Here is a 23,180-nt window from a genome sequence, read left to right on the forward strand (position 1 = left end):
ACGCAGGGCGACCACCCGTACCGACCCCGGCTCGCGCTTTGTGTCGGTGTTGCAACACTTGGCACACAATCGCCGAGGCCGGCGGACGGCGGGTCAGGCGAGGCCGGCCTCTCGCATCTGGCGCAGCTCCTTCTTCATCTCGGAGACCTCGTCGCGCAGCCGGGCCGCGATCTCGAACTGCAGCTCCGCGGCGGCGGCCCGCATCCGCTCGGTCATCTCCTCGATCTGCTCGGCCAGCTCGGCCGCCGGGCGGTCCGTGGGCACCGTCTTGCCCTTGCCGGCCTTGGCGCCCTTGGCCGCCTTGTCGCCCAGCGACGGAACGGGCGCCTTCGCTCCCTTGCCGTCCTTCGTCTTGCGGTAACCGGAGCCCAGGAGTTGTTCGGTGTCGACCTCCTCGCGGGCGATCTGCGCCACGATGTCGTTGATCTTCTTGCGCAGCGGCTGCGGATCGATGCCGTGGGCCTTGTTGTAGGCGATCTGCTTCTCCCGGCGGCGGTTCGTCTCCTCGATGGCCCGCTCCATCGCCGGGGTGATCTTGTCGGCGTACATGTGGACCTCGCCGGAGACGTTGCGCGCCGCGCGGCCGATGGTCTGGATCAGCGAGGTGCCGGAGCGCAGGAAGCCCTCCTTGTCGGCGTCCAGGATCGCCACCAGCGACACCTCGGGCAGGTCGAGACCCTCGCGGAGGAGGTTGATGCCGACCAGGACGTCGTACTCACCGGCGCGCAGCTCACGCAGCAGTTCGATGCGGCGCAGGGTGTCGACGTCGCTGTGCAGATAGCGCACCTGGATGCCGAGTTCCAGGAAGTAGTCGGTCAGGTCCTCGGCCATCTTCTTGGTCAGCGTGGTGACGAGGACCCTCTCGTCCTTGTCGGTGCGCTTGCGGATCTCGTGCACCAGGTCGTCGATCTGGCCCTCGGTGGGCTTGACCACGACCTCCGGGTCGACCAGACCGGTCGGGCGGATGATCTGCTCCACGACGCCGTCGGAGCGGGACAGCTCGTAGGCTCCCGGGGTGGCCGACAGGTAGACGGTCTGCCCGATGCGCTCCTGGAACTCCTCCCACTTCAGGGGGCGGTTGTCCAGGGCGGAGGGCAGGCGGAAGCCGTGGTCGACCAGGGTGCGCTTGCGGGAGGCGTCGCCCTCGTACATCGCGCCGATCTGCGGGACGGTGACGTGCGACTCGTCGATGACGAGCAGGAAGTCGTCCGGGAAGTAGTCCAGCAGGGTGTTGGGCGGGGAGCCGGGGGAACGGCCGTCGAAGTGCATCGAGTAGTTCTCCACGCCGGAGCAGCTGCCGATCTGGCGGAGCATCTCGATGTCGTAGGTGGTGCGCATCCGAAGCCGCTGGGCCTCCAGGAGCTTGCCCTGCTTCTCCAGTTCGGCCAGGCGCTCCCCCAGCTCCTTCTCGATGTCGTTGACGGCCCGCTCCAAGCGCTCGGGGCCGGCGACGTAGTGGGAGGCGGGGAAGACGTAGAGCTGCTGGTCGTCGCTGATGATCTCGCCGGTGATCGGGTGCAGCGTGGACAGCGCCTCGATCTCGTCACCGAACATCTCGATGCGGACGGCCAGCTCCTCGTAGACCGGGAAGATCTCGATGGTGTCGCCGCGGACGCGGAACGTGCCGCGGGTGAACGCCAGGTCGTTGCGCGTGTACTGGATGTCCACGAAGCGGCGCAGCAGCTCGTCCCGGTCGATCTCGTCGCCGACCCTGAGGGGGACCATGCGGTCCACGTACTCCTGCGGCGTTCCGAGGCCGTAGATGCAGGACACCGAGGCGACCACGACGACGTCGCGGCGGGTGAGCAGGGAGTTGGTGGCCGAGTGGCGCAGGCGCTCGACCTCCTCGTTGATCGAGGAGTCCTTCTCGATGTAGGTGTCCGACTGGGGGACGTACGCCTCCGGTTGGTAGTAGTCGTAGTACGACACGAAGTACTCGACCGCGTTGTTCGGCAGCAGCTCGCGGAACTCGTTGGCCAGCTGGGCGGCCAGCGTCTTGTTCGGGGCCATGACGAGTGTGGGGCGCTGGAGCTTCTCGATCATCCAAGCCGTGGTGGCGGACTTGCCGGTGCCGGTCGCGCCCAGGAGGACGACGTCCTTCTCACCGGCCTGGACGCGCCGGGCCAGGTCGGCGATGGCCGTCGGCTGGTCGCCGCTGGGCTGGTAGGGGCTGACGACCTCGAAAGGCGCCACCGTGCGTTCGATGTGGGAAACGGGCCGCATGTCATCCACCGTACGACCCCGCACTGACAACCGGTTCCGATCAGCGGTTCTGCGGGGTGCGGGGGCGGTGGTGCCCGGCCCGGCGGAGCGGCCTGGGCCCGTGGTGGACGGCGGGGCCGTGGACCGCTTGGGAGGCGACGGCGGCGGCCGGGACGCCCGGTTTGTGCTCGACGGGCGTCCAGTCGGGGCCGCCCATGACCATCAGCGGATCGAAGACCACGACGACGCCCGCGATGAGCAGGAAGGCGAGCGGACCGATCAGCATGGGTGCGAGCGAGGACGTGGCCGCGGACCCGGCCTCGGCGGGGTGGGGGGCGCTGTCTAGGTGGACGCCGAGCGCCGCCATCCCGGTGTAGTGCATACCGCTGACCGCGAGCCCCATGACGAGGCTGGCGCCCACGCTCCACGCGAAGCCCCGCACCTGTCCGGCGGCCCACAGGGCGGCGGTGGCGGCCACGACCGCTATGACGACGGAGGCCGCGACGGTGAACGTGTTGTACGTGAACTGCCCGTGGAAGCGGACGCCCGCCATGCCGAGGTAGTGCATCGAGGCGACGCCGAGGCCGGTGATCGTGCCGCCGGTGAACAGCGGCGCGCCGGTGGCGCCCCGGTAGCCGACGATGAAGATCCCGATGCCGACCATGACGATGGCGAGCCCGAGGCTCGCGTAGGTGAGCGGCTTGTCGTAGTGGATCGGCGTGTCCTTGATGGTGAAGCCCATCATGGCGACGAAGTGCATGGTCCATATGCCCGAGCCGATCGCCGCCGAGCCGAGGGCCAGCCAGGCGGGGCGCCGGGAGTGCGTGACCAACAGCGACCGTGTGGTGCAGCGCAGGCCGAGGGCGCCACCGAGGCAGGCCATCAGATAGGCCACCAACGGGGTGACGACCCCGTAGCTGAATCCGTCGACCGTGCCTTGCATCCGCGGCTGCCCTTCCGCCTTCTTGCGTCCCGGAATACCGAATGTGCCCCCGTCCCAGGACCGCGGGGGCGGTCAGGGTTGTCGCAGAGAGTATGACTCCCCCCGGAATGGTCGAACGACTTTCCGGCAAAGAAACACGCCCTTGCCGCAGATGTGCGTCACCGGTGAGCGGACTTCGAACGTCTCCCTTCGGTTTGTGGCCATCCTGCGGCTGGGTGCTGTTGACGCTGAGCTGTCACTCTGGTGCTGTCGGTATCCCTCGACGGGAGGAGTACGCATGTACGCACGCGTAGTCGCCGGGACGGTCGTCGCGGCCCTCGGAGCGGCGGCGGTCCTGCTGAGCACCGGTTCCGCAGCCCGGGCGGGCGACGGGGTGGTGCCCACCGTGATCGCCCACCGGGGCGCCTCCGCCTACGCGCCCGAGAACACGCTGGCCGCCATCGACAAGGCCGCCCAGCTGGGCTTCTCCTGGGTGGAGAACGACGTTCAGCGCACCAAGGACGGTCAGCTGGTGGTGCTCCACGACGACAGCCTGTCGCGCACCACGAACGTCGAGGAGGTCTTCCCCGGCCGGGCTCCGTGGAAGGTGCGGGACTTCACCGCCGCGGAGATCGCCCGGCTGGACGCGGGCAGCTGGTTCTCCTCCGCGTACGCGGGCGCGCGCGTGCCGACGCTGAAGCAGTACATGCGCCGGGTCGAACGCAACCACGAAAAACTCGTCCTGGAGATCAAGAACCCGGAGCTGTACCCGGGCATCGAGCAGCAGACGCTCAAGCTTCTCCGCAACGAGGGCTGGCTGGACGGCCGGCACCGGAACCGGCTGATCGTCCAGAGCTTCAGCGCCGACAGCGTACGGACCGTCCACAAACTGAAGCCGGCGGTCACCACCGCCTACCTGGGCACGCCCGCCGTGACGGAGCTGAAGCAGTTCGCCCGCTTCACGGATCTGGTCAACCCTCCGCACGGGTCGCTCACCCGGGAGTACGTCTCGGCGGTGCACGCCCTCCGCGGGCCGCACGGCCGGCCGCTCAGAGTGTTCACCTGGACGGTGGACAACGCGGCCGGCGCCCGCCGGGTCGCCGGCTACGGGGTCGACGGGATCATCACCAACAAACCGGATGTGGTGCGGGACGCGCTGGCTTCGCACTGACCGGACGAGCGTTGTCAGTGCCGGGTCGTACCGTGGGCGCATGGACAGCCTCGGGCAGGATGAGCAGCGGATCGTGTGGACCGTGGTCGGTACGGACATCGGCCCGCTGATGCTGGCGGCGACTCGGAACGGCCTGGTCAACGTGGTGTTCCACGCCTCGGACGCCGTGCGCGGCCAAGCGCTGGAGCGGCTGGCCGCCCGCCTGGGCGGCCGCCTGGGCGGCCGGCCCGTGGAGGATCCGGACGCCCCGCTGCTGGCGGAGGCGATACGCCAGCTTCGGGCGTATTTCGCGGGCGAGCGGCATGGCTTCGACCTGCCGCTGGACTGGTCGCTGAGCTCCGGGTTCAACCGGCAGGTGCTGCGCGAGCTGGCGTCCGGCGTGCCGTACGGCAGCGTGGTCGGGTACGGCGATCTGGCCAGGCGGGTCGGGCAGCCCGGTGGGGCGCAGGCGGTGGGGATGGCGATGGGGGCCAATCCGCTGCCGGTGGTGGTGCCGTGCCACCGGGTGGTGGAGAGCGGCGGCGGCATCGGCGGTTTCGGGGGCGGGCTGGAGACCAAGCGGAAGCTGCTCGCCCTGGAGGGTGTGCTGCCGGAACCGCTGTTCTGACCGGCTCCGGATACGGCTAGTCGTAGTGCCGGGCCTCGAAGACGTTGCCGTCGGGGTCGCGGAAGTAGAAGCTGCGCGTGGCGTCGCCGCGGGCGCCCGACAGGCCGGGATCGATGCCGGACACGGGGACGCCGTGTTCCTCCAGGCGGGCGCGCAGGGCGTCGAAGGCGTCGGCCGGCAGGGCGAGGCAGACGTGGTTGACCGGGTGGCCCGCGCTGCCGGCCGAGCCGGGCAGCATCCTCATCCGTGCGGCGAGGCTGTGCGGGGCGAGGTCGAGGATGGTCTCCTCGTTGACACGTGCGGACGGGAAGGACACCTTCCCCGCCGCGTACTCGGCGACCGCGATCGGTTCCAGACCGACGGCCGTTTCGTAGAAGGCGGCCGAGGCGACCGGGTCGGCCACCCACAGGACGACGTGGTCGAGACGCGTGCTGTTCTTCGTCATACGCCCCAGGCTGGTGGCCTCCCGGGCGGCTCACAAGCGTTTAGCCGCGGCCGGGGCCCGCCAGAGATGAGAGAGGACCGACGGACAGGAGGCGGGCACATGGTGCTGGTGGTGTCGGAAGAGGTCCGGGAGGCGATCGGCGAGCGGCGGCCGGTGGTGGCTCTGGAGTCCACGATCATCGCGCACGGCCTGCCCCGCCCGCGCAACCTGGAGGTGGCGGTCGAACTGGAGGAGGCGGTACGGCGGGAGGGTGCCGTGCCGGCGACCGTCGCCGTCCTCGACGGGCGGCCCCGGGTCGGTCTGGGCAAGGAAGAGCTGGAACGGGTCGCGAACGAGGACATACGCAAGCTGGGCCATCGTGATCTGCCGCTCGCCATGGCGGCGGGAGCGAACGGGGCGACCACCGTCTCGGCGACCGCGCAGCTGGCCGCGCTGGCGGGCGTCCGGGTGTTCGCCACCGGCGGGCTGGGCGGTGTGCACCGGCAGTGGACGGTGACCCAGGACGAGTCGGCGGACCTGGGGCTGCTGGCGCGGACCCGGATCACGGTGGTGTGCGCGGGCGTGAAGTCGATCCTGGACGTGCCGGCGACGCTGCAGCGCCTGGAGACGCTGGGCGTGGCCGTCGCCGGGTACGGCACGAGCCGGTTCCCGGGCTTCTATCTGGCGGACTCGGGGCATCCGGTCGACTGGACGCTGGACACTCCGGAGCAGGTCGCCGCCGTCATGCGCGCCCAGGACGCGCTGGACGCGCCGGAGTCCGCGCTGATCGTCGCCCATCCGGTCCCGGAGGCGGAGCAGCTCGATCCCGCTCTGCACGCGCGCGTGCTCGCCGACGCGCTGCGCGCCTGCGCGGAGCAGGACGTCACCGGGCAGGCGGTGACACCGTTCCTGCTGGACTACCTGGTCCGGCACACCGACGGTGCCTCGCTGCACGCCAACCTGGCGGCGGTGCGCGGCAACGTACGGCTGGCGGCGCGGATCGCCACGGCGTGGGCCAGGGGGTGAGCGCGGAGCGGAACGGAAGCCTGCTGGTCGTCGGGGACGTGGTCACCGATGTGGTCGCCCGGCACCGGGGGCCGCTCGCGGCCGGCACCGACACGGCCGCCCTGATCCGGACGCTGCCGGGCGGCGCGGGCGCCAACGTGGCCTGCTGGGCGGCGTACGCGGGCGCGGCGGACGTACGGCTGCTGGGACGGGTGGGCGTGGACGCCGCGGCCTGGCACGAGCGGGAGCTGGTCGCGGCCGGGGTGCGGCCCCGGCTGGTGGTGGATCCTCGGGCGGCGACCGGGACGGTGATCTGCCTCGTCGACACGGGTGCGGCGGCCGAGCGGACGTTCCTGACGGACAGCGGGGCGTCTTTGCGGCTGGGGCCCGCCGACTGGTCGGACACGCTGCTCGACGGGGTGGACCGGCTGCATGTGTCGGGCTATCTGCTCTTCACGGAGTCGAGCCGGGCGCTCGCCGGGACGGCGCTCGCGGCGGCACGCGCGCGGGGGGTGCCGGTCAGCCTTGATCCGGCGTCGGCCGGCTTTCTGGCGGAGCTGGGGGTGGACCCTATTCTGGCGTTCGCACGGGGACTGGACGTGCTGTTGCCCAGCCGGGACGAGGCGTGCCTGCTGACCGGGCTGCCGGATCCGGCGGACGCGGCGGCCAAGCTGAGCCGTCTGGTGCCGTTGGTGGTGGTCAAGGCGGGGGCGGACGGCGCGCTGGTGGCCCGTCGCGGTGCCGTGCCCACCCGGGTCCCGGCCCTGCCGGTGGCGCCCCGTGACACCACGGGCGCGGGTGACGCCTTCACCGGCGCGTTCCTCGCCGCCCTGCTGGCGGGCGCGGACCCGGAGGAGGCGGCGGCGCGGGGCTGCCGGGCAGGTGCGGAAGCGGTCCGCCGGGTCGGCGGCAGACCTCCGCATCGGGACGGCGGGAGTTAGGCCTTGCCGTGGGCCGGGCTCGTCGTCCCGAGCGGGCCGGGGGGCGCGGTCTGCGGGAGGCCCGGGCGGATCAGAGGCTGGAGGGCGGGGTCGGCGTCCTCGCTCAGCAGCCGTCCGCCGGGACGCAGGGACGTGATCGGCGATCGCAAGGCCCGTTCCGGGTCGGGCACATGGACGAGGACGAGCCGGGCGTGGACCAGGTCGAAGCCCTCCCCCAGCGGCTCCTCGGCGCCCACGACGTGGACGCGTACCTGTACCTGGCGGGGTCGAAGAGGGCGGTGAAGGCGTCGAAGCGCCGGCCCGCCCCGTTCTGCCGGTTGGGCAGGAGGTACCCGCCGGAAGACGGCATGCCCCCGATCATCCAGTCGCCCGGGATTTCCGGTTCGGTCGTCCCTTGTCCACAGGCGGGAACAAAGCGGAACTCCCTGTTCCCACAGGCTTGCACGCACTTTGCCCGGGACTGGCAGACTTGCGGAGCAAGGCGCGCAAGCGTCGCACTCGGAGATCCACACGAGGAGATCCAGATGTCCATGGCAGGGAATCTGCGGAAGGTCACGGGGCTGGGCGGTGTCGGCGGCCTGCGCAAGGTCGCACGGCTGGCCCGGCGTCAGCCGCGCGTGGACCTGAGTCACCCCGCCAGGTCGCCCCTGGGCTCCTCGGTGGTGAACTGCGTGACATATCAGGACGGCGTGCGCGTCTCCGGGTGCGCCGACCTGGTGGATGCCGTCCGGCTGGTACGCAAGACCGGCGAGGGCTTCGTCTGGCTCGGGCTGCACGAGCCGACGGAGCATGAGTTCGCGGGGGTCGCCGAGCTGTTCGACCTTCATCCCCTGGCGGTGGAGGACGCGGTCGAGGCGCATCAGCGGCCGAAGCTGGAGCACTACGGGGACACGCTCTTCGCGGTGTTCAAGACCGTTTGCTATGTGGAGCACGAACGGCTGACGGCGACCAGCGAGGTGGTGGACACCGGCGAGATCATGGTGTTCGTCGGCCCCGACTTCGTGATCACGGTGCGGCACGGCCGGCATGGCTCCCTCGGCCCGCTGCGCGAGGAGCTGGAGACGGACCCGCAGCAGCTAGCCAAGGGGCCGGCGGCGGTGCTGCACGCGATCGCCGACCATGTGGTCGACGACTATCTGAACGTCACGGACGCGGTGCAGGGCGACATCGACCAGGTCGAGGCGGAGGTGTTCTCGGAGAACGGAGCACGGCTCGACCCCGGCCGTATCTACCAGATGAAGCGTGAACTGCTGGAGCTGAAGCGGGCGGTGGTGCCGCTGGGCCGCCCGGTGGAGGATCTGGCGACCCGGCCTTTCCGGGTCGTCGACCCGGAGATACAGGCGTACTTCCGGGATGTACTGGACCATCTGTTCCGGGCCAAGGAGCAGATCGCCGCGTTCGACGAGCTGCTCAACTCCATTCTGCAGGCGCATCTGGCGCAGGTGACCGTCGCGCAGAACGAGGACATGCGGAGGATCACGGCATGGGCCGCCGTGGTCGCCGTGCCGACGATGGTGTGCGGGATGTACGGCATGAACTTCGACCACATGCCGGAGTTGCACTGGCGATTCGGCTATCCGCTGATGATGGCCGTGATGGCGACGGCCTGTCTGGCACTGTACCGGGGCTTCCGGCGCAACGGCTGGCTCTGAGCGGCGGGTACGCAAGGACCGCTCGGCAGGGGTACGACCGGGGGTACGGCTGCCGGGCGCCGGCTCCCGCGGCCACCGGGGTGGACGGTCCGTCCGCCCAGCGGGTCAGCCGTTCCAGGCGGGGTGGCGCGGGTCGTCGGCGCGGACCAGCACGTCGGCCGTGCCGGCCGTGTCGGTTTCGGCCTCGTAGCGCTCGAAGGCGGAAAGGGTCCAGTGGTCGGCCTCGGGGGTGCGGCGGCGCAGGGCGCCCGGGGAGAGGAGGAGATGCACGGTCAGATCGAAGGGGAACCAGTGACGCAGCAGGAGAGGACCGTGGAGCAGGAGAATGCCGCCGGGCGGGAGTTGCACATAAGGACTGCGGGTGGCCCGGTCCGTGACCGGGTCCCACAGGTCGGGCAGGATCCGCCCGCTGCCTCCGGGATCGAGCGGGCCGATCACCTCACGCCACAGGGCGCCCGTGTCGAACCACCCGCTGTAGTACGACTCCGCGTCGCGCCGCCCGTGCTCCAGGCGCAGCGAGGCCGGGCGCAGGAAGCCCTCCGTGCCGATGACGAGGGAGGGCCGGCCCCGTAGGCGCAGCGCCTCGCCGACACGCGTGGCCAGGTCTCCCGGGTGAGCGGCCGGGGCGCCGTCGAAGCCGACGCGCGACCAGGCCCCTCCGTCGGCCGGCGCCGTGTCGGCCAGGCGGTCGGCGAGCCGCTCGGCCAGCCGGTCCCAGGTGATCGCTTCGAGTCGCACGCAGCCCATGATGCCGGGTGGCCCGGTGGAGCGGCGAGAACGGTCGGGCACGAACGCCGCCCGCACGACGGGCCGTGAAGCAAGGGCGGGCAGCCGGGCGCCGCCCGTGCCGCGGCGGAGCACGGCGGCCGGTATCCGCCGGCGTCACGGCGTCCCTTGGCCACGCATGGGGTGTCTTGGCCACGCATGGGGTGTCGTCCGATCCTCCGGGTCTCGCGCGAAACCCCGGCAGAAAGCGCTGTCCGCCGCTCTGCGCGGGGGCTCGCGGGGTCGTATCGTGGCCGCAAGAGTGCTGCCCGATGTCGGACGGACCTTCGTACACCCGGCGCCTGTGGTGCCCCGTACGCGAGGAAGACGCCATGGCCGATCCCAAGGGGTTCATGTCCACGCCGCGCCAGGAATGGCCGCGGCGGCCCGTCGAGGAGCGGGTGCGGGACTGGGAGGAGGTGTACGTCCCGGGAGCGCTGCTGCCCATCATCAGCGCGCAGGCCGACCGCTGTATGGACTGTGGCGTCCCGTTCTGCCACCAGGCCTGCCCGCTGGGCAATCTCATCCCCGAGTGGAACGACCTGGTGTCGCGGGAGGACTGGCGGGCCGCCGGTGACCGGCTGCACGCCACCAACAACTTCCCGGAGTTCACCGGCCGGTTGTGCCCGGCACCGTGCGAGGCGGGGTGTGTGCTGGCGATCAACCAGCCGGCCGTCACCATCAAGAACGTCGAGTGTGCGATCGCCGACCGGGCGTGGGAGGAGGGCTTCACGCCGGCCCGGCCGCCGGAGCGGCTGTCCGGGAAGACGGTCGCCGTCATCGGCTCCGGGCCCACCGGTCTGGCCGCGGCGCAACAGCTGACCCGGGCCGGGCACACGGTCGCGGTGTACGAGAAGGACGACCGGATCGGCGGGCTGATGCGGTACGGCATCCCCGAGTTCAAGATGGAGAAGCGGCACCTGGAGCGGCGGATCGGGCAGATGCTGGCCGAGGGGACGAAGTTCCGCACCTCGACGGCGGTCGGCCGGGATGTTCCGGCGGTCGAGCTGCGGAACCGGTACGACGCCGTGGTCATCGCGACCGGCGCGACGGCGTGGCGGGAACTTCCGGTGCCGGGCAGGGAGTTGAACGGGATACACCAGGCGATGGAGTATCTGCCGCTGGCGAACCGGGTGTGCGAGGGGGATCTGGAGGCCTCGCCGCTGTCGGCCGCCGGCAAGCACGTGGTGATCGTCGGCGGCGGGGACACCGGGGCGGACTGTCTGGGCACGGCGGTGCGCGAGGGGGCCGCGTCCGTCACCCAGTTGGACATCTACGGGCAGCCGGGTGCGGAGCGCGACGAGGACAGCGAGCCGTGGCCGACGTATCCGAAGGTCTACCGGCTGTCGGCCGCGCACGAGGAGGCTCGGGAGCTGCGGACGGCACCGGCGGCGGACGCGGACGCCCGGCTGTTCGCGGCGTCCACGCTCCGCTTCACGGGGGACGAGAGGGGGAATGTGCGGTCACTGCATCTGGTGGAGGTCGACGAGCGGCGGCTTCCGCTGCCGGGCACCGGGCGGGCGCTCCCGGCCGACCTGGTGCTCCTCGCCCTGGGATTCTCCGGGCCGGACCGGGAGGACGGGTTGATCGAGCAGCTGGGGCTGGCGCTGGCGCCGCGTGGCACGATCGCCCGGGACGACGGCTTCGCGACCAACGTCCCCGGGGTGTTCGCCGCGGGCGACGCGGCGCGCGGGCAGTCGCTCATAGTCTGGGCGATAGCGGAGGGCCGGGCGGTCGCGGCGGCCGTCGACCGCTATCTGACGGGAAGCTCCCGGCTCCCGGCCCCGATCACCCCGACGGACCGGCCGATGACCGTCTGACCGACGGCACCGCGGACACCGCCGACACCGACCGCACCGCCGACACCGCAGGCTCCCGCGCCCCAAGGGCCGGCGTCGCGACCGCCGGTCCGTCCTCAGCCGGTGCGCTCGTCCGTGCCCGCCACCTTGCCCGTGGCCAGGGCCACCCGGTTCCAGGTGTTGATGGTGAGGATCAGGGAGAGGACCTGGGCCAGTTCCCGTTCCTCGAAGTGGGCGGCGGCCTCGGCGTAGACGGTGTCGGGGACGCCGCCGTCGGCGATCAGGGTCACCGCCTCGGTCAGGGCCAGCGCGGCCTGTTCCCTGGGGGTGAAGAAGTGCCGGGCCTCCCGCCAGACGGCGACCAGGTGGAGCCGGTCCTCGCTCTCGCCGGCCTTGCGGGCGTCGTTGGTGTGCATGTGCAGGCAGTAGGCGCAGTGATTGAGATGGGAGGCACGGATCTGGATCAGTTCGACCAGGGCCGGGTCCAGGCCCGCGCGGGCGGCGGAGTCGAAGCGGATGATGGCACGGTAGACCTCCGGCGCGGCCTTCGCGAAGTCCAGGCGGGTGCGGGCGGCTTCGGCGGCGGCGATCCCGGCAGTGGGATCAAAGGTGCGGTCCAGGGTCCTGTCAGCGGTGTTCATGGTGCGCGTGTCCGTCGTCATGTGCTCCACCGTAGGGACCGGAAAGACCGGTTGTAGGGTGCATTTCCATGACGGAATCGTGGGTCAATTCCGCGGAGCGGATCGGCGTCGACCTGCATCTGGAGCTGTCCGGACCGGGTGGCCGCCGGGCCGCGCTCACCCGCGCGCTGCGGGAGGCCGTGCGCGGTGGCCGGCTGGCTCCGGGCACCCGGCTGCCGCCGTACCGGTCGCTCGCCGCGGACCTGGGCGTGGCCCGCAACACGGTGGCCGACGCCTACGCGGAACTGGTCGCGGAGGGCTGGCTGACCGCCCGGCAGGGTTCCGGGACCCGGGTCGCCGAGCGGGCGCGGCCCTCGCGCCAGGCCGCGGGCGCGGGGGCACGGGCCCAGGCGCCGGCACGCGCGCGTGGCCCGCGGCACGATCTGCGGCAGGGCAGGCCGGACGCCTCGGCCTTTCCGCGCACGGCGTGGGCGGCCTCGTACCGCCGGGCGCTCCAGGCGGCGCCGAGCGAGGCGTTCGGGCCGGGCGATCCTGCCGGGCGGCGGGAGCTGCGGGAGGCACTGGCGGAGTACCTGGCACGCGCGCGCGGGGTACGTACCGCGCCGGACCGGATCGTGATCTGTTCGGGTTTCGCGCACGCCCTGCGCCTGCTCTTCGGCCGGGACGCGCCGGGCGGGCCGGCCGGAGGCGGGGTGCTGCGCGGTCCGCTGGGCGTGGAGGCGTACGGTCTCGGTTTCCACCGGGACCTGCTCGCGGCGGCCGGTGTGCGCACGGTACCGCTGCCGCTGGACGAGCACGGCGCGCGGGTGGCGGCGCTCGGGCGCGAGCGGGCCGTGCTGCTGACGCCCGCGCACCAGTTCCCGACCGGCGGACCGCTGCGGGCGGAGCGCCGGGCGGCGGTGATCGACTGGGCACGCGCGCGGGGGGCGGTGGTGCTGGAGGACGACTACGACGGCGAGTTCCGCTATGACCGCCGGCCCGTCGGCGCGCTTCAGGGGCTCGATCCGGAGCGGGTGATCCACATCGGGTCGGTCAGCAAGAGCCTGTCGCCGGCGCTGCGGCTGGGCTGGATGGTCCTGCCGGAACGGTATGTGGAGCCGGTGCTGGCGGTGAAGGGGGAGCGGGAGGGGTGGGCGAGCGTGCCCGACCAGTTGGCGCTCGCGGACTTCGTGGCTTGCGGGTCGTACGACCGGCATGTGCGGCGGATGCGGCAGCGGTACCGGAGCCGGCGTGACCGGCTCGTCGCCGCGCTGGCCGAGCGGGCGCCGCACATCGGGGTGACGGGTATCGCGGCGGGGCTGCACGCGGTGCTGCGGCTGCCGTCCGGCACGGAACAGACGGTGGTGGAGGCCGCCGCGCGGCGGGGCATCGCCCTCGACGGTCTGGCCGCGTTCCGGCACCCGGACAGTCCGGCGTCGGCCGGTGACGGCCTGGTGGTGGGGTACGCGGCCCCGGCCGACCACCCCTACGGGGCGGCGCTGGAGGCACTGTGCGAGGTGCTTTCAACGGCGTGAGCCCCGGCCCGGCGACGCGCCCGCGGCGGAAGCGGCTCGGCCCACGACGGAAGCGGCCCGGCCCACGGCGACCAGGGCGGTTGCCCTGCGGCTCGCGGGCCACCGCGCCGTAGCCGGGATGACGCCGTCGTCCCGAACCGGTACCGGGGGTCGTTGTCGCGGTAGAAGGCCGTCACCGGCACCCGGGAGTCCGGGGCCGCCGCCTGCCGGCCCATCGCCTCGTCGACGGGGTGCGGTCGTCCTTGCCGCCGGGATACCAGCCGTACGTCCGCGCGGGATACGGCCTGCCGGTGCCGGTCTCGCCGGCCGTCGGGTCCTGTCCTGCCATGCGGCACTCCGTAGGCGTCGGACGCGGCAACGGTCGAGTCGGTCTCGAGAGAGGGGGGGCGAACCAAGAATCAAAAACCTCGACGCGGCACCGGGCCGGGCGCCGCCGACGAGTTCAGGACAGCAGGAAGTCGGCCACCCCCGCCTTGGCTCCCTCTATGAACGCGGTCATCTCGTCCATGGTGTAGATCAGGGCCGGCCCGTCCGGATCGGTCGACTGGCGTACGGCGATCCGGCCGTCGGCAAGCTTCATCGCCTCCAGGCAGTTCCCGCCGTTGCCGCCGCTCCAGGGCTTGTGCCACCCCTCGCTGCCCAACTCCCGCGCGGGCATGCCGTTGTAGACGCGTCCGCGCGGCATGATGCGATCCATTCACAGCTCCTTGCGGAGATCCCGGAGGATCTCCTTCGTGCGTTGTGCCGTAGCGGCCTGCGCCGCCATGCGGTCCATGACCTCCAGGTGGGTCGCCACCTCGGTGCGCGCGTCCAGATAGACGGCGCCGGTCAGGTACTCGCTGTAGACCATGTCCGGCAGTTCGGACACGGCGAATCGGAACAGCACGAAGGGCCCGTACGTCCCCGGGTGCGGCCCGTTGGCGAACGGGGCGACCTGGAGCGTCACATGGGCCAACTCCGTGGCCTCAAGCAACTTGTCGATCTGTGCGCGCATGACCTCCGGGCCGCCGACCGGACGGCGCAGCGCGGTCTCGTCCATCACCGCCCAGAAGCGGGGGGCGTCGGGGCGGGTGAGCAGGTCCTGGCGCCGCATGCGCAGGGCCACATGGCGCTCGATGTCGTCCGGGCTGGTCTGGCCGATGGCGCCGGACTTCAGCACACCGCGGGCGTAGTCCTCGGTCTGGAGCAGGCCGGGGACGAAGTGCGGCTCGTAGGAGCGGATGAGGCTGGCCGCGCCCTCCAGGCTGACGTACATCGAGAACCAGCCCGGCAGGATGTCGTGGAACCGCTGCCACCAACCGGGCCGGTTCGCCTCCTCGGCCAGCCGGACGAAGAGCTCGGCCTCGTCCTCGGGGACGCCGTAGGCCTTCAGCAGCAGTTGCAGGTACGGGATTTTGAGGGCGACCTCTGCCGTCTCCATGCGGCGGACGGTGGCGGGGGCGACATGGAGGACCCGGGCGGCCTCCTCGCGCTTCAGCCCGGCGCGTTCCCGCAGGTCCTGCAGGCGCCGGCCGAGGACCACCTGGCCCACCGTCGGCGCGGACCGCGGTTCGCTCACGCTCCCACCTCCACCGAAAGCCTCCACCGAAAGTTTCCCGACAGCCCTGCGGCGCCATTCGAAGGTTCATTCGAAGACCGGGCCCGATCTCCGACGACTCCAATTGGCGCCGCGCGAGGTGCTGTTGCGAGCAGTGTGCCACGCTCCCTGACAGAGTCCCTAACACTCTGCATTTTTCAGAGTGACTCTTGCCAAGTGTCTGCGACGGGGCGATAGTGGCAGGCGTGATTCCGTCCGCGCCTTTAGGAACAGACGCCGCCGGCCGTGCCGGTCTCGGCGCCGAGGGGGATGTCCCCGCGCGAGCCGGTTCGGACCTGGTGGAGGGGGCAGCCCTCCGGACAGGCGCCGCCGGCCGCAGGTTCCGCTTCGAGCTGGCCGCACATCCGGGTTCCGTCGCCCAGGCGAGACGTCTGACCGAGGCCCGGCTGTCCGGCTGGGCGGTCTGCGCGGACACCTGTGACAGCGCGGCCCTGGTCGTCTCCGAGCTGGTCACCAACGCCATCGTGCACACCGCGAGCAGCCGGGTGGTGTGCGAGCTGCACGACCATGACGACATGGTGCGCATAGCCGTCCGAGACGAGGGCTGTGCTCCTGGCGAGCCCCGCCCGTCCCCGCAGCGACCCGACGAGGAGCACGGGAGGGGGTTGCTTCTCGTCGACGCGCTGTGCCGGGCCTGGGGCGCCCAGGAGCACGGCCCCGGCCTGCTGGTCTGGGCCGAACTGCCCCGCGGTACCGACACCGCCCGCGACGCCGCCGAGCCGCGTGCCGACCTCGGCTGGGGCGCCCGCCCCAAGCCGGGCCGCCCGGAGGACTCCGGGGAGGACGAGCGGGCCGCGGCGGAACGGCACCGGCGGGAGCCGGGGCAGTACGACGGCGATGCCCTCCACCCCGAGCGGCACCGGCATACGGCACCGGCGGAACCCCCGTACCGGGCGCCCGAGCAGTGTCGCCACCGGGAGCGGCCGTGACGGGCGCGGCCGGCGCCGGGCGGGCCGGTGGCGCCGGACAGGGTGACGGGACGGGGGCCGGTTCCTGCACCGGTGCCGGCACCGGTTCCGATGCCGGCCCTCATGGCGGTGCCGGTTCCCCTGCCAATGCCGGCTTCCGTGCCGCCGGTCTCGGTGCCGATGCCGGAGCCGGCTTCCGTGCCTCCGGTTATGGTGCCGGTGCCGGTCAGGAGGGCGCCTTCGGCCTGGACACGCTCGTGCGGCTGCGACGCCGGTGGCCGGCCCCGGACCAGGGCCCGGGCCGGCCGCTGGCGCTGCCGGACGGCATGACCGCGCCGCTCGGCTGTGACGCCGTGGCCGTGCCCGACCGCCTGGGCCCGCTCGTCGTACCCCGGCTGCCGCGGGTGGGATGCGTGTACACCGACGGCTCCCAGTGGTGGTGGATCGTACCGTCGGACTCCGACTACGCCCTGCCCTGGCCGTCACCGGCCCGCTACACCACGGGCGCCCTGGTCACCGGCACCGCCCGGCTGATCCACCGCCCGGCGGGCACGGTCCCGTACACCCCGCCGATCCCGCTGTACCTGGCCCTGTGCCGGGTGACGGGTACGGCTCCGGACTGGTCGCGGGCCGCGTCGGCGTAACCACGCACGCCCTCGTACGCCCCGCAGGCCCCCCGTAAACCCCATCCCCATACGCCCCATACGCCCCCCGTACGCCTCTCACACTCGTCTGCCCGGCCGGTTCACTCGGCCGGCTCGCCGCCGCGGACGATCACCAGGAAGGCGTCCGTCGCGAGGTCCATGACGACCTCGGCGGGCAGGCCTTCCTGCCGTCGCGCGTGCGCGAACTCCTCCGCGGGCCAGGAGCCGCGCGGACCACCGGCGGGAAAGCGTTCGAGCACCCTTCGCCCGTTCACCATCTCGCACCTCCAGAAGCGTCGTACGTGTAAAGAGTCAACGCCCTGGAGGGGAAAACGCGTCGCCCGGTGACGGTACTGAGACCTAGCCGACACCGGGTCGGCGCGGACGGTGAGGATCCGTTCACCTGGTGACACGAACCGCACGCCCCGTATCACCGGCCGTACCCCTCGTATCGGCCCGTGACGGCAGTCCTAGTAGTCGTACTCGTCGTGCAGCCGCAGCCGGTCGCTGCCGGCGGGGTTCCGGCCGAGCGCGGTCAGGTCGAGCAGGGCCGCGGTGGTGCCCAGCACGTCCAGTCCGTCGTCGTACAGCGAGTACGTGTGGAAGACCCGGTCGTGGTCGCGCAGGAAGCAGCTGACGCCCGCGCGTTCGACCAGTTCGCCGTCCGCCTCGACGGTGGCCTCGAAGTCGCGGTTGAAGTCGCTGTCCGCCGAGGAGAACCAGGGCACCGCCCAGCCCATCCGCGCCTTGAACGGCAGAATCCGGGTGAACGGTGCCCGGGAGACGGCCGCGAAGGACGTGTTCCGGGCGCGCAGATGGGCGAGGTGGCCCACCTGGTCCAGGAAGGCCGCGCAGCACGGGCAGCCGGTCTCCCACTCCGGCGCGAACATGAAGTGGTGGACGACGAGCTGGGCCCGGCCCTCGAAGAGGTCCAGGAGGGTGGCCTTGCCGTCGCCGCCCTCGAAGACGTACTCCGGGTCGACCTCGACCATGGGCAGCCTCCGGCGCTCGGCGTCCAGGGCCTCGCGCGCTCGCCTGACCGCCTCCTCCCTGTGCCGCAACTCCTCGCGCGCCGCGCGCCACCGCTCACGCGAGACGATCTCCGGAAACGACATGAGCCCTCCTGTCCGACGGTCCGTCGGGGGTGGTGACCGTCGGCGCGCGCGGAACTCATCGCGGCGAAGGGGAAGTTTTTCGGCCAGTCTCACGCCGTTCCCACCGGGCGCCGCCGGCACCCGCGTTCCGCCGGGCTGCGGGCTCAGGTGTCGTACTCCTGGACGCGCCGTCCGTGGCCGCGCGCGGTCAGCCCGGGCAGCCGCTCCGTCAACTCCCGTACGACGTCCTCCACGTCCAGGGTGAGCAGTGCGCGGTCCCGCATCAGGACGCGGCCGTCGACGATCGTCGTACGGACGTCGGCCGCACGGGCGCTGTGCACCAGGGTGGCGGCGAGGTCGTGGACCGGCTGGGTGTGCGGGCCGGTGAGGTCGACGAGGACGATGTCGGCGCGCCGGCCGGGCGCGAGGGAGCCGATCCGGTCCCCGAGGCCGACCGCGCGGGCGCTCTGCGAGGTGGCGTGGTGCAGGGCCTGACGGGCGGTCAGCCAGCGCGGGTCGCCCTCGGTGGACTTCTGGATCAGGGACGTCAACGCCATCGCCTCCCACACGTCGAGGGAGTTGTTGGAGGCGGCGCCGTCCGTGGCGAGGCCGACGGGGACGCCGGCCGCGCGCAGGGCCCGCACCGGAGTGGTCGTCGGCCAGGCGAACTTCAGATAGCCGCGGGGCGCGGTGGCCACCGCCGTACGGCCGCCCGTGCGTTCCAGCAGCGGCAGGTCCCGCTCCAGGATGCCGGTGCCGTGGGCGATGAGCAGGTCGGTGTCCAGGAGGCCGGTGCGGTCCAGGATCTCGATGGGGGTGCGGCCGTGCCGGGCCAGGCTGACCTCGGTCTGGTCGCGGTTCTCTGCGGCGTGGATGTGCACGGGCAGACCGTGCGCGCGGGCGAGTTCGGCGGTGGCGGCGAGGTCGGCGTCGCTGACGGTGTAGGGGGCGTGCGGAGCGAGGGCGGTGGTGACGCGGCCGTCGGCGGCACCGCGCCGGCGGAGCGCGAACTCCACCGACGCCTCCCGGCCCCGGGGCCCCTGACCGGAGAAGTAGACCTGCCCGAGGTGGGCGCGCAGCCCGCACTCGGCGACGACGTCGGCGACCGTGTCCATGTGGAAGTAGTGGTCGGCGAAGCAGGTCACCCCGCCCCGGATCATCTCGGCGCAGGCGAGCCGCGCCCCGAGCGCCACGTCCCGCTCGGTGAGGTTGGTCTCGACGGGCCAGACCACGTCGTTGAACCACTCCCCCGTCGGCAGATCCTCGGCGAGGCCCCGCAGGGCCACCATCGGGGCGTGCGTATGGCAGTTGATCAGACCGGGCAGCGCGACCTGCCCGTGCGCCTCGATCCGCGTCACGGCCGGTACGTCCCGGGCGGCGGCCGCCGTGGTGACCGCGTCGATCACCCGGTCCCGGACGACGATCGCGGCGTCCTCGCGGAATCCGATCCGGTCCGCGTCGTCGTGCACCAGGACGGCACAGCCGGTGACGACGAGGTCGGCGGGAGAATCGCTCGGCATGCCAACGGCACTCATACGACCAACGTACGGGCCTTTCGCCGTACGGCGGGGGATTCCCGGGGGCGGCTACGACGGCCCGGTACGGTACGGCTACGACGGCCCGGTACGGCTACGCGGCTGTGGGCAGCGGTAGCCGTACGCCCCGTTGCCCCAGCTGCTCCAGCCGTTCCAGCTCCCCCAGTGCCTCGCGCAGCCGCCGGAGGTGCCGGGAGGTGAGCCGCCCGGTGTCGTCGAGGTGCACGGCGCAGGCCGTGGTGGTGTCCACGAGCCGTTCCAGCGCCTCGGCGACGGCGTCCGTGCCCTCCGTGTGCCGGGCCAGGGCGGGCAGTTCGGCGGCGGCGAGCGAGATGGCGGTCCGGGCCTCCGCGAGGGTCCGGTAGGCCTCCCGGCGCAACGCCCACCGCTCGGCACGGTCAGCGGGCACCGCGGACAGCGTCCACCGCTCGGCACGGCCCCCGGACTCGACGGTGTGCTGGTTTCGGGGCGTGCCGAGGACGTGCAGCAGGTAGGCGTGTGCCGCGCCCCCGGCCGCCGCGAGCCGGTCGCGTACGCCGCCGCCCCGCTTCCCCGGCATCGGCAGGTGCCCCACGACCAGCACGAGGGCGCAGGCCAGCAGGGTCTCGCCGATCCGGCCGGCCGAGGCCTGCGGTTCGCCACCGGCCATGAGCAGGGCGAGGACGAGGACGGTCACGACGGCGGTGAGTGCCGCGAAGTGCCGGGTGGCGACCGGTATGAGGGCGCCGCACACCGCCACCAGCGCGATCAGTCCGGCCGGGCGGGGCAGCAGCGCGGCGAGGCCGGCGAAGACCAGGGCGCCGAGGACGGTGCCGGCGGCCCGGCACAGCACCCGGGAGGCGAGCGGACCGAGATCGGGTTTAACAAGGAAGACGGCGGTGGCGGGCAGCCAGTACCAGTGCGCGTGCTGGCCGTACCAGCGGGCGTGGTGCAGGGCCTGGGCGATGGCCACGCTCGCGCCGAAGCAGAGGGCGACGCGCAGGCCGTACTCGCGCCCGCCGGCTCCGAGCGCGGCCCCCAGCGCCTGGCGCGGACTCCGGCGCCGGCCGAACAGCCGGCGACCGGCATGCTCGCCCCCGCCAGACAACCCGCGACCGGCACCCCCGCCCCGGCCGAGCAGCCGGCGACCGGCATCCCCGTCCCGGCCAGGCATCCCGCGACCGGCCTTCTCGCCCCGGCCGGACAACCCGCGATGGGTACCCGCGCTCCGGCCGAGCAGCCCATGGCCGCCCCCCTCGCCCCAACCGAACAGCCCGCGGCCGGCGCCCTCGCCCCGGTCGAACAGCCCGCGGTAGGCACCCTCACTACGACCCAGCAACCCGCGACCGGCACCCCCGCCCCGGCGGAACAGCCCATGGCCGGCGCCCTCGCTCCGGCCGAGCAGCCCATGGCCGGCGCCCTCGCCCCGGTCGAAGGCCTCGGCGGCGCGCAGCAGGGCGTCGTCCAGGGCGCGCAGGGCGGGGAGCACGGGGGCTGTCTCGCGGGCGCGGAGCCCGGCGCGCGGGAGGGGCGGGGCGGGCAGCCGGCCGGGACCGGTGTCGGCGCGGACGGCCGCGGCGAGCCGCCGGGGTCCCTGCGCCGCCCGCGCCGGCACCGGCTCCCCCGCCCAGCACAGGGCGGTGGCGGCCTCGGCTAGGGGCAGCGCCGCGGCGAACCGCGCGTGCAGCCTGCGTTCGGCGGCGCGGGTGGCGTATCCGCGCAGCCGGGGTCCGGCGAGGGCGTCCTGGGCATGGTCGAGGGCGGCGGTCAGCGCGGCCCGCCGGGCGGTGGCGTGCGGACCGCCCGCGGCCTCGACGAGCGCGGCGATCGCGTCGTACACGCCGGCGACCGCGGCCCGCTCCCCGTCGAACCGGAAGTCCCCGGCGAGCGAGCCGGGCGTGGGCAGGACGAGCCGCAGCGCGAGCAGCCAGCCGGCCCCGGCGAGGAAGGCGAGGGCCCGCTGCCAGCCGGGGTCGGCCGCCGGCATCCCGGCGCCGACCGCCGCGGCGACGAGCAGCTGGGTGCCTGCGGCGGAGGCGACGGGTCCGACGGCGCTGATGCCGCCGGCGGCCAGGCCCAGCGCGGTGAGCGCCAGGGTCAGCGGTACGGCGGTCAGTCCCTGCCCGGCGTACGTCCCCGCGAGCAGTCCGGCCGCTCCGGCCGCCGCGGGTACGCCGAGCCGGCGCACGGAGGCCCGCCGGCCGCCCGGCCGGTCGTTGATGCCGGCGAGCATCGCACCGATGGCGGCGAGCACTCCGAGGGCCGTCCGGCCCAGGAGCATCCCGGCGAGCAGCGACGGCCCGGCGGCGAGGGCGCCCCGGCACACCGCGCTCCAGGGGACGGGTTCGCGCTGGGCGCGGAAGGCGTGGGCGAGCCAGGGGGGTACGGCGGGCACAGCGGGCCGGAACACGGGGCTCCTGTTCATACGAGGGCGGGGGTGGGCCTTCGGACGACGGTGGCCGGTGGAGGTGGTCCCACGGTAGATCGCGTTCCCCTCGCGAACGGAACGCTCACGTTTCGCCCGTGTGAAACCTGGCGGGACGGCCGTTTTCTTTATGAACGCAATGGCCGGAAGGCCTCTTCGGCACCGAAATCCGGATGCGGGCGGGCCGCGCGGGCCGGATCATCGGGCATCCGTGCCGTCCCCCGTACGAAGGAGCCGCTTCCGTGATCCGGCGTGTGACCGCCCCCGCCCTGTTCCCTCCGCCCGCCTACTCCCACGCCTCGGTCGTCGAGGCGGGGACGAAGCTCGCGTTCCTCGCCGGGTCGGTGCCGCTGACCGCCGACGGGGAACTGGTGGGACCGGGGGATCCCGTGCGCCAGGCCGAGCAGGTGATCGCCAATCTGCGCGAGCAGCTGCGGGCCGTCGGCAGCGATCTGGAGCATGTACTGGTGACGGACGTGTACGTGGTCGGCGACGACACCGCGGCGCTGTCCGCGGTGTGGCAGGTCGTGGAGTCCTCGGGGCTGAGCACGGGCCCGCACTCCTCCACACTGCTCGGCGTGTCCTGCCTCGGCTACCCCGGCCAGCTCCTGGAGATCACGGCCACCGCCGTGGTGCCGGAGCCGGCGGCGGACCCGGTCGTGCTGCGCCGTGCCGTGGCGGCCGACGCCCGGGCCGTCGCCGACGTCTATCTGCGGTCCTTCGGCACCGCGCTGCCGACCGTCGTGCGCCCGCGCACCGACGACGAGGTCCGGGACTATGTCCGGCACGTCGTGGTGCCGGCGCGGGAGACCTGGGTGGCGGAGGCGGCCGGCGCCGGCGTGGTCGGTCTGATGGTGCTGGACGGGGAGGTGCTGGACCAGCTGTACCTGGACCCCGAGTGGCGGGGCCGGGGCATCGGTGACCGGTTCGTCGCGCTGGCCAAGGAGCGCAGCCCGGGTGGGCTGACCCTGTGGACGTTCCAGGTGAACAAGCCCGCCCACCGCTTCTACGAGCGGCACGGCTTCACCGCCGTGGCGTTCACCGACGGCAGCCGCAACGAGGAACGCGAACCGGACGTCCGCTACGACTGGCGCCCCTGAAGCACGACTGACGCCTCCGAGGCACCGGGGCTTCCCTTACGGCCGCCGTCCCCGAACCCACGACCGGGTTGCCGAATCTACGGCCGGGGTTCCGGAGCTACGGCCGGCTTCCCAGACCTACGACCGGGTTCCGGGCCTACGACCGGTGTCCGCGAACCGCCTTCCCGGGGGCGCCGGGCGGTGCCGTCGGCTGTCCCCACTCCCGGTGCTCGGGCAGCGGCTTGGCGTAGCCGCCCGCCCGGCTCATGGTCAGGC

General features: G+C 72.9%; 22 protein-coding genes and 2 pseudogenes. 11 read left to right on the forward strand and 13 right to left on the reverse strand.

The window, feature by feature from the left end; all coding sequences use genetic code 11:
• Positions 1–93 precede the first annotated feature (93 nt).
• Complete coding sequence (gene uvrB / locus ABD350_RS00500; protein WP_344345284.1) at positions 94–2,223, reverse strand: excinuclease ABC subunit UvrB; 2,130 nt, start codon at positions 2,221–2,223, stop codon at positions 94–96.
• A gap of 40 nt (positions 2,224–2,263) precedes the next feature.
• The gene (locus tag ABD350_RS00505) at positions 2,264–3,145 is read right to left on the reverse strand and encodes an MHYT domain-containing protein (protein WP_344345285.1); all 882 of its coding nucleotides are present in this window, start codon (positions 3,143–3,145) and stop codon (positions 2,264–2,266) included.
• Between the two features lie 277 nt (positions 3,146–3,422).
• On the opposite strand from ABD350_RS00505, the gene ABD350_RS00510 reads away from it, so the two are divergent.
• Complete coding sequence (locus tag ABD350_RS00510; RefSeq protein WP_344345287.1) at positions 3,423–4,295, forward strand: glycerophosphodiester phosphodiesterase; 873 nt, start codon at positions 3,423–3,425, stop codon at positions 4,293–4,295.
• A gap of 40 nt (positions 4,296–4,335) precedes the next feature.
• A complete protein-coding gene (locus tag ABD350_RS00515; RefSeq protein WP_344345288.1) occupies positions 4,336–4,902 on the forward strand; it encodes a methylated-DNA--[protein]-cysteine S-methyltransferase in 567 nt (188 codons plus the stop codon).
• A gap of 16 nt (positions 4,903–4,918) precedes the next feature.
• Here the strand turns inward: ABD350_RS00515 and ABD350_RS00520 are convergent, their stop codons facing one another.
• Positions 4,919–5,347 carry a VOC family protein gene (locus tag ABD350_RS00520; protein ID WP_344345290.1) on the reverse strand — a complete coding sequence of 143 codons (429 nt, stop codon included), beginning with the start codon at positions 5,345–5,347 and terminating at the stop codon, positions 4,919–4,921.
• Positions 5,348–5,446: 99 nt separating this feature from the next.
• Between ABD350_RS00520 and ABD350_RS00525 the strand changes: the two genes are divergently transcribed.
• Together ABD350_RS00525 and ABD350_RS00530 are read left to right on the forward strand one after the other, a co-directional pair.
• The gene (locus ABD350_RS00525) at positions 5,447–6,352 is read left to right on the forward strand and encodes a pseudouridine-5'-phosphate glycosidase (RefSeq protein WP_344345291.1); all 906 of its coding nucleotides are present in this window, start codon (positions 5,447–5,449) and stop codon (positions 6,350–6,352) included.
• Positions 6,337–7,272 carry a carbohydrate kinase family protein gene (locus tag ABD350_RS00530; protein ID WP_344345292.1) on the forward strand — a complete coding sequence of 312 codons (936 nt, stop codon included), beginning with the start codon at positions 6,337–6,339 and terminating at the stop codon, positions 7,270–7,272. The genes ABD350_RS00525 and ABD350_RS00530 overlap by 16 nt, the downstream gene beginning before the upstream one ends.
• A 62-nt stretch (positions 7,273–7,334) precedes the next feature.
• On the opposite strand, the pseudogene ABD350_RS00535 reads toward ABD350_RS00530, so the two are convergent.
• Positions 7,335–7,621 (reverse strand): annotated as a pseudogene (locus ABD350_RS00535) (methyltransferase domain-containing protein); the annotation flags it as partial.
• 175 nt (positions 7,622–7,796) lie between these two features.
• Between ABD350_RS00535 and ABD350_RS00540 the strand changes: the two are divergent.
• Entirely contained in the window at positions 7,797–8,924 is a 1,128-nt protein-coding gene (locus ABD350_RS00540) for a magnesium and cobalt transport protein CorA (protein WP_344345294.1), read from the forward strand.
• 105 nt (positions 8,925–9,029) lie between these two features.
• On the opposite strand, the gene ABD350_RS00545 is transcribed toward ABD350_RS00540, so the two are convergent.
• Positions 9,030–9,662, reverse strand: coding sequence for a nucleoside/nucleotide kinase family protein (locus ABD350_RS00545; protein ID WP_344345295.1), 633 nt, complete (start codon positions 9,660–9,662; stop codon positions 9,030–9,032).
• 359 nt (positions 9,663–10,021) lie between these two features.
• On the opposite strand from ABD350_RS00545, the gene ABD350_RS00550 reads away from it, so the two are divergent.
• Positions 10,022–11,509 (forward strand): glutamate synthase subunit beta, encoded by a 1,488-nt coding sequence (locus ABD350_RS00550; protein ID WP_344345296.1) that lies wholly within the window; start codon positions 10,022–10,024, stop codon positions 11,507–11,509.
• A gap of 95 nt (positions 11,510–11,604) precedes the next feature.
• On the opposite strand, the gene ABD350_RS00555 is transcribed toward ABD350_RS00550, so the two are convergent.
• Positions 11,605–12,150, reverse strand: coding sequence for a carboxymuconolactone decarboxylase family protein (locus ABD350_RS00555; protein WP_382466941.1), 546 nt, complete (start codon positions 12,148–12,150; stop codon positions 11,605–11,607).
• A gap of 47 nt (positions 12,151–12,197) precedes the next feature.
• Between ABD350_RS00555 and pdxR the strand changes: the two genes are divergently transcribed.
• Positions 12,198–13,643: a MocR-like pyridoxine biosynthesis transcription factor PdxR gene (gene pdxR / locus ABD350_RS00560; RefSeq protein ID WP_344345298.1), complete on the forward strand. Its 1,446-nt coding sequence runs from the start codon at positions 12,198–12,200 to the stop codon at positions 13,641–13,643.
• 172 nt (positions 13,644–13,815) lie between these two features.
• Here the strand turns inward: pdxR and ABD350_RS00565 are convergent, their stop codons facing one another.
• The 3 genes from ABD350_RS00565 to ABD350_RS00575 all read right to left on the reverse strand — a co-directional run bounded on the left by ABD350_RS00565 (position 13,816) and on the right by ABD350_RS00575 (position 15,201).
• The gene (locus ABD350_RS00565; RefSeq protein ID WP_344345299.1) at positions 13,816–13,971 is read right to left on the reverse strand and encodes a hypothetical protein; all 156 of its coding nucleotides are present in this window, start codon (positions 13,969–13,971) and stop codon (positions 13,816–13,818) included.
• Between the two features lie 114 nt (positions 13,972–14,085).
• On the reverse strand, positions 14,086–14,340 hold the full coding sequence (locus ABD350_RS00570) for a DUF397 domain-containing protein (RefSeq protein WP_189996687.1): 255 nt from the start codon (positions 14,338–14,340) through the stop codon (positions 14,086–14,088).
• Complete coding sequence (locus ABD350_RS00575) at positions 14,341–15,201, reverse strand: helix-turn-helix domain-containing protein (RefSeq protein ID WP_344345301.1); 861 nt, start codon at positions 15,199–15,201, stop codon at positions 14,341–14,343.
• Positions 15,202–15,389: 188 nt separating this feature from the next.
• Here ABD350_RS00575 and ABD350_RS00580 point away from each other — a divergent pair, with 188 nt between their 5' ends.
• Complete coding sequence (locus tag ABD350_RS00580; RefSeq protein ID WP_344345303.1) at positions 15,390–16,169, forward strand: ATP-binding protein; 780 nt, start codon at positions 15,390–15,392, stop codon at positions 16,167–16,169.
• Between the two features lie 236 nt (positions 16,170–16,405).
• Positions 16,406–16,792: a hypothetical protein gene (locus ABD350_RS00585; protein ID WP_344345304.1), complete on the forward strand. Its 387-nt coding sequence runs from the start codon at positions 16,406–16,408 to the stop codon at positions 16,790–16,792.
• Positions 16,793–16,893: 101 nt separating this feature from the next.
• On the opposite strand, the gene ABD350_RS00590 is transcribed toward ABD350_RS00585, so the two are convergent.
• The 4 genes from ABD350_RS00590 to ABD350_RS00605 form a co-directional block, all read right to left on the reverse strand.
• Complete coding sequence (locus ABD350_RS00590; protein ID WP_344345305.1) at positions 16,894–17,070, reverse strand: hypothetical protein; 177 nt, start codon at positions 17,068–17,070, stop codon at positions 16,894–16,896.
• Positions 17,071–17,262: 192 nt separating this feature from the next.
• Positions 17,263–17,907 (reverse strand): DUF899 domain-containing protein, encoded by a 645-nt coding sequence (locus tag ABD350_RS00595; RefSeq protein ID WP_344345307.1) that lies wholly within the window; start codon positions 17,905–17,907, stop codon positions 17,263–17,265.
• A 143-nt stretch (positions 17,908–18,050) separates the two neighbouring features.
• Positions 18,051–19,421 carry an amidohydrolase gene (locus ABD350_RS00600; RefSeq protein ID WP_344345308.1) on the reverse strand — a complete coding sequence of 457 codons (1,371 nt, stop codon included), beginning with the start codon at positions 19,419–19,421 and terminating at the stop codon, positions 18,051–18,053.
• A gap of 94 nt (positions 19,422–19,515) precedes the next feature.
• The gene (locus ABD350_RS00605; protein WP_425584165.1) at positions 19,516–21,726 is read right to left on the reverse strand and encodes an FUSC family protein; all 2,211 of its coding nucleotides are present in this window, start codon (positions 21,724–21,726) and stop codon (positions 19,516–19,518) included.
• A gap of 272 nt (positions 21,727–21,998) precedes the next feature.
• Between ABD350_RS00605 and ABD350_RS00610 the strand changes: the two are divergent.
• Positions 21,999–22,448 (forward strand): annotated as a pseudogene (locus ABD350_RS00610) (RidA family protein); the annotation flags it as partial.
• A gap of 9 nt (positions 22,449–22,457) precedes the next feature.
• The gene (locus tag ABD350_RS00615; protein WP_344345752.1) at positions 22,458–22,925 is read left to right on the forward strand and encodes a GNAT family N-acetyltransferase; all 468 of its coding nucleotides are present in this window, start codon (positions 22,458–22,460) and stop codon (positions 22,923–22,925) included.
• Positions 22,926–23,180: the final 255 nt, after the last annotated feature.

Origin of the sequence: Streptomyces nogalater, from assembly GCF_039532885.1 — a bacterium.
Lineage (GTDB): Bacteria > Actinomycetota > Actinomycetes > Streptomycetales > Streptomycetaceae > Streptomyces > Streptomyces nogalater.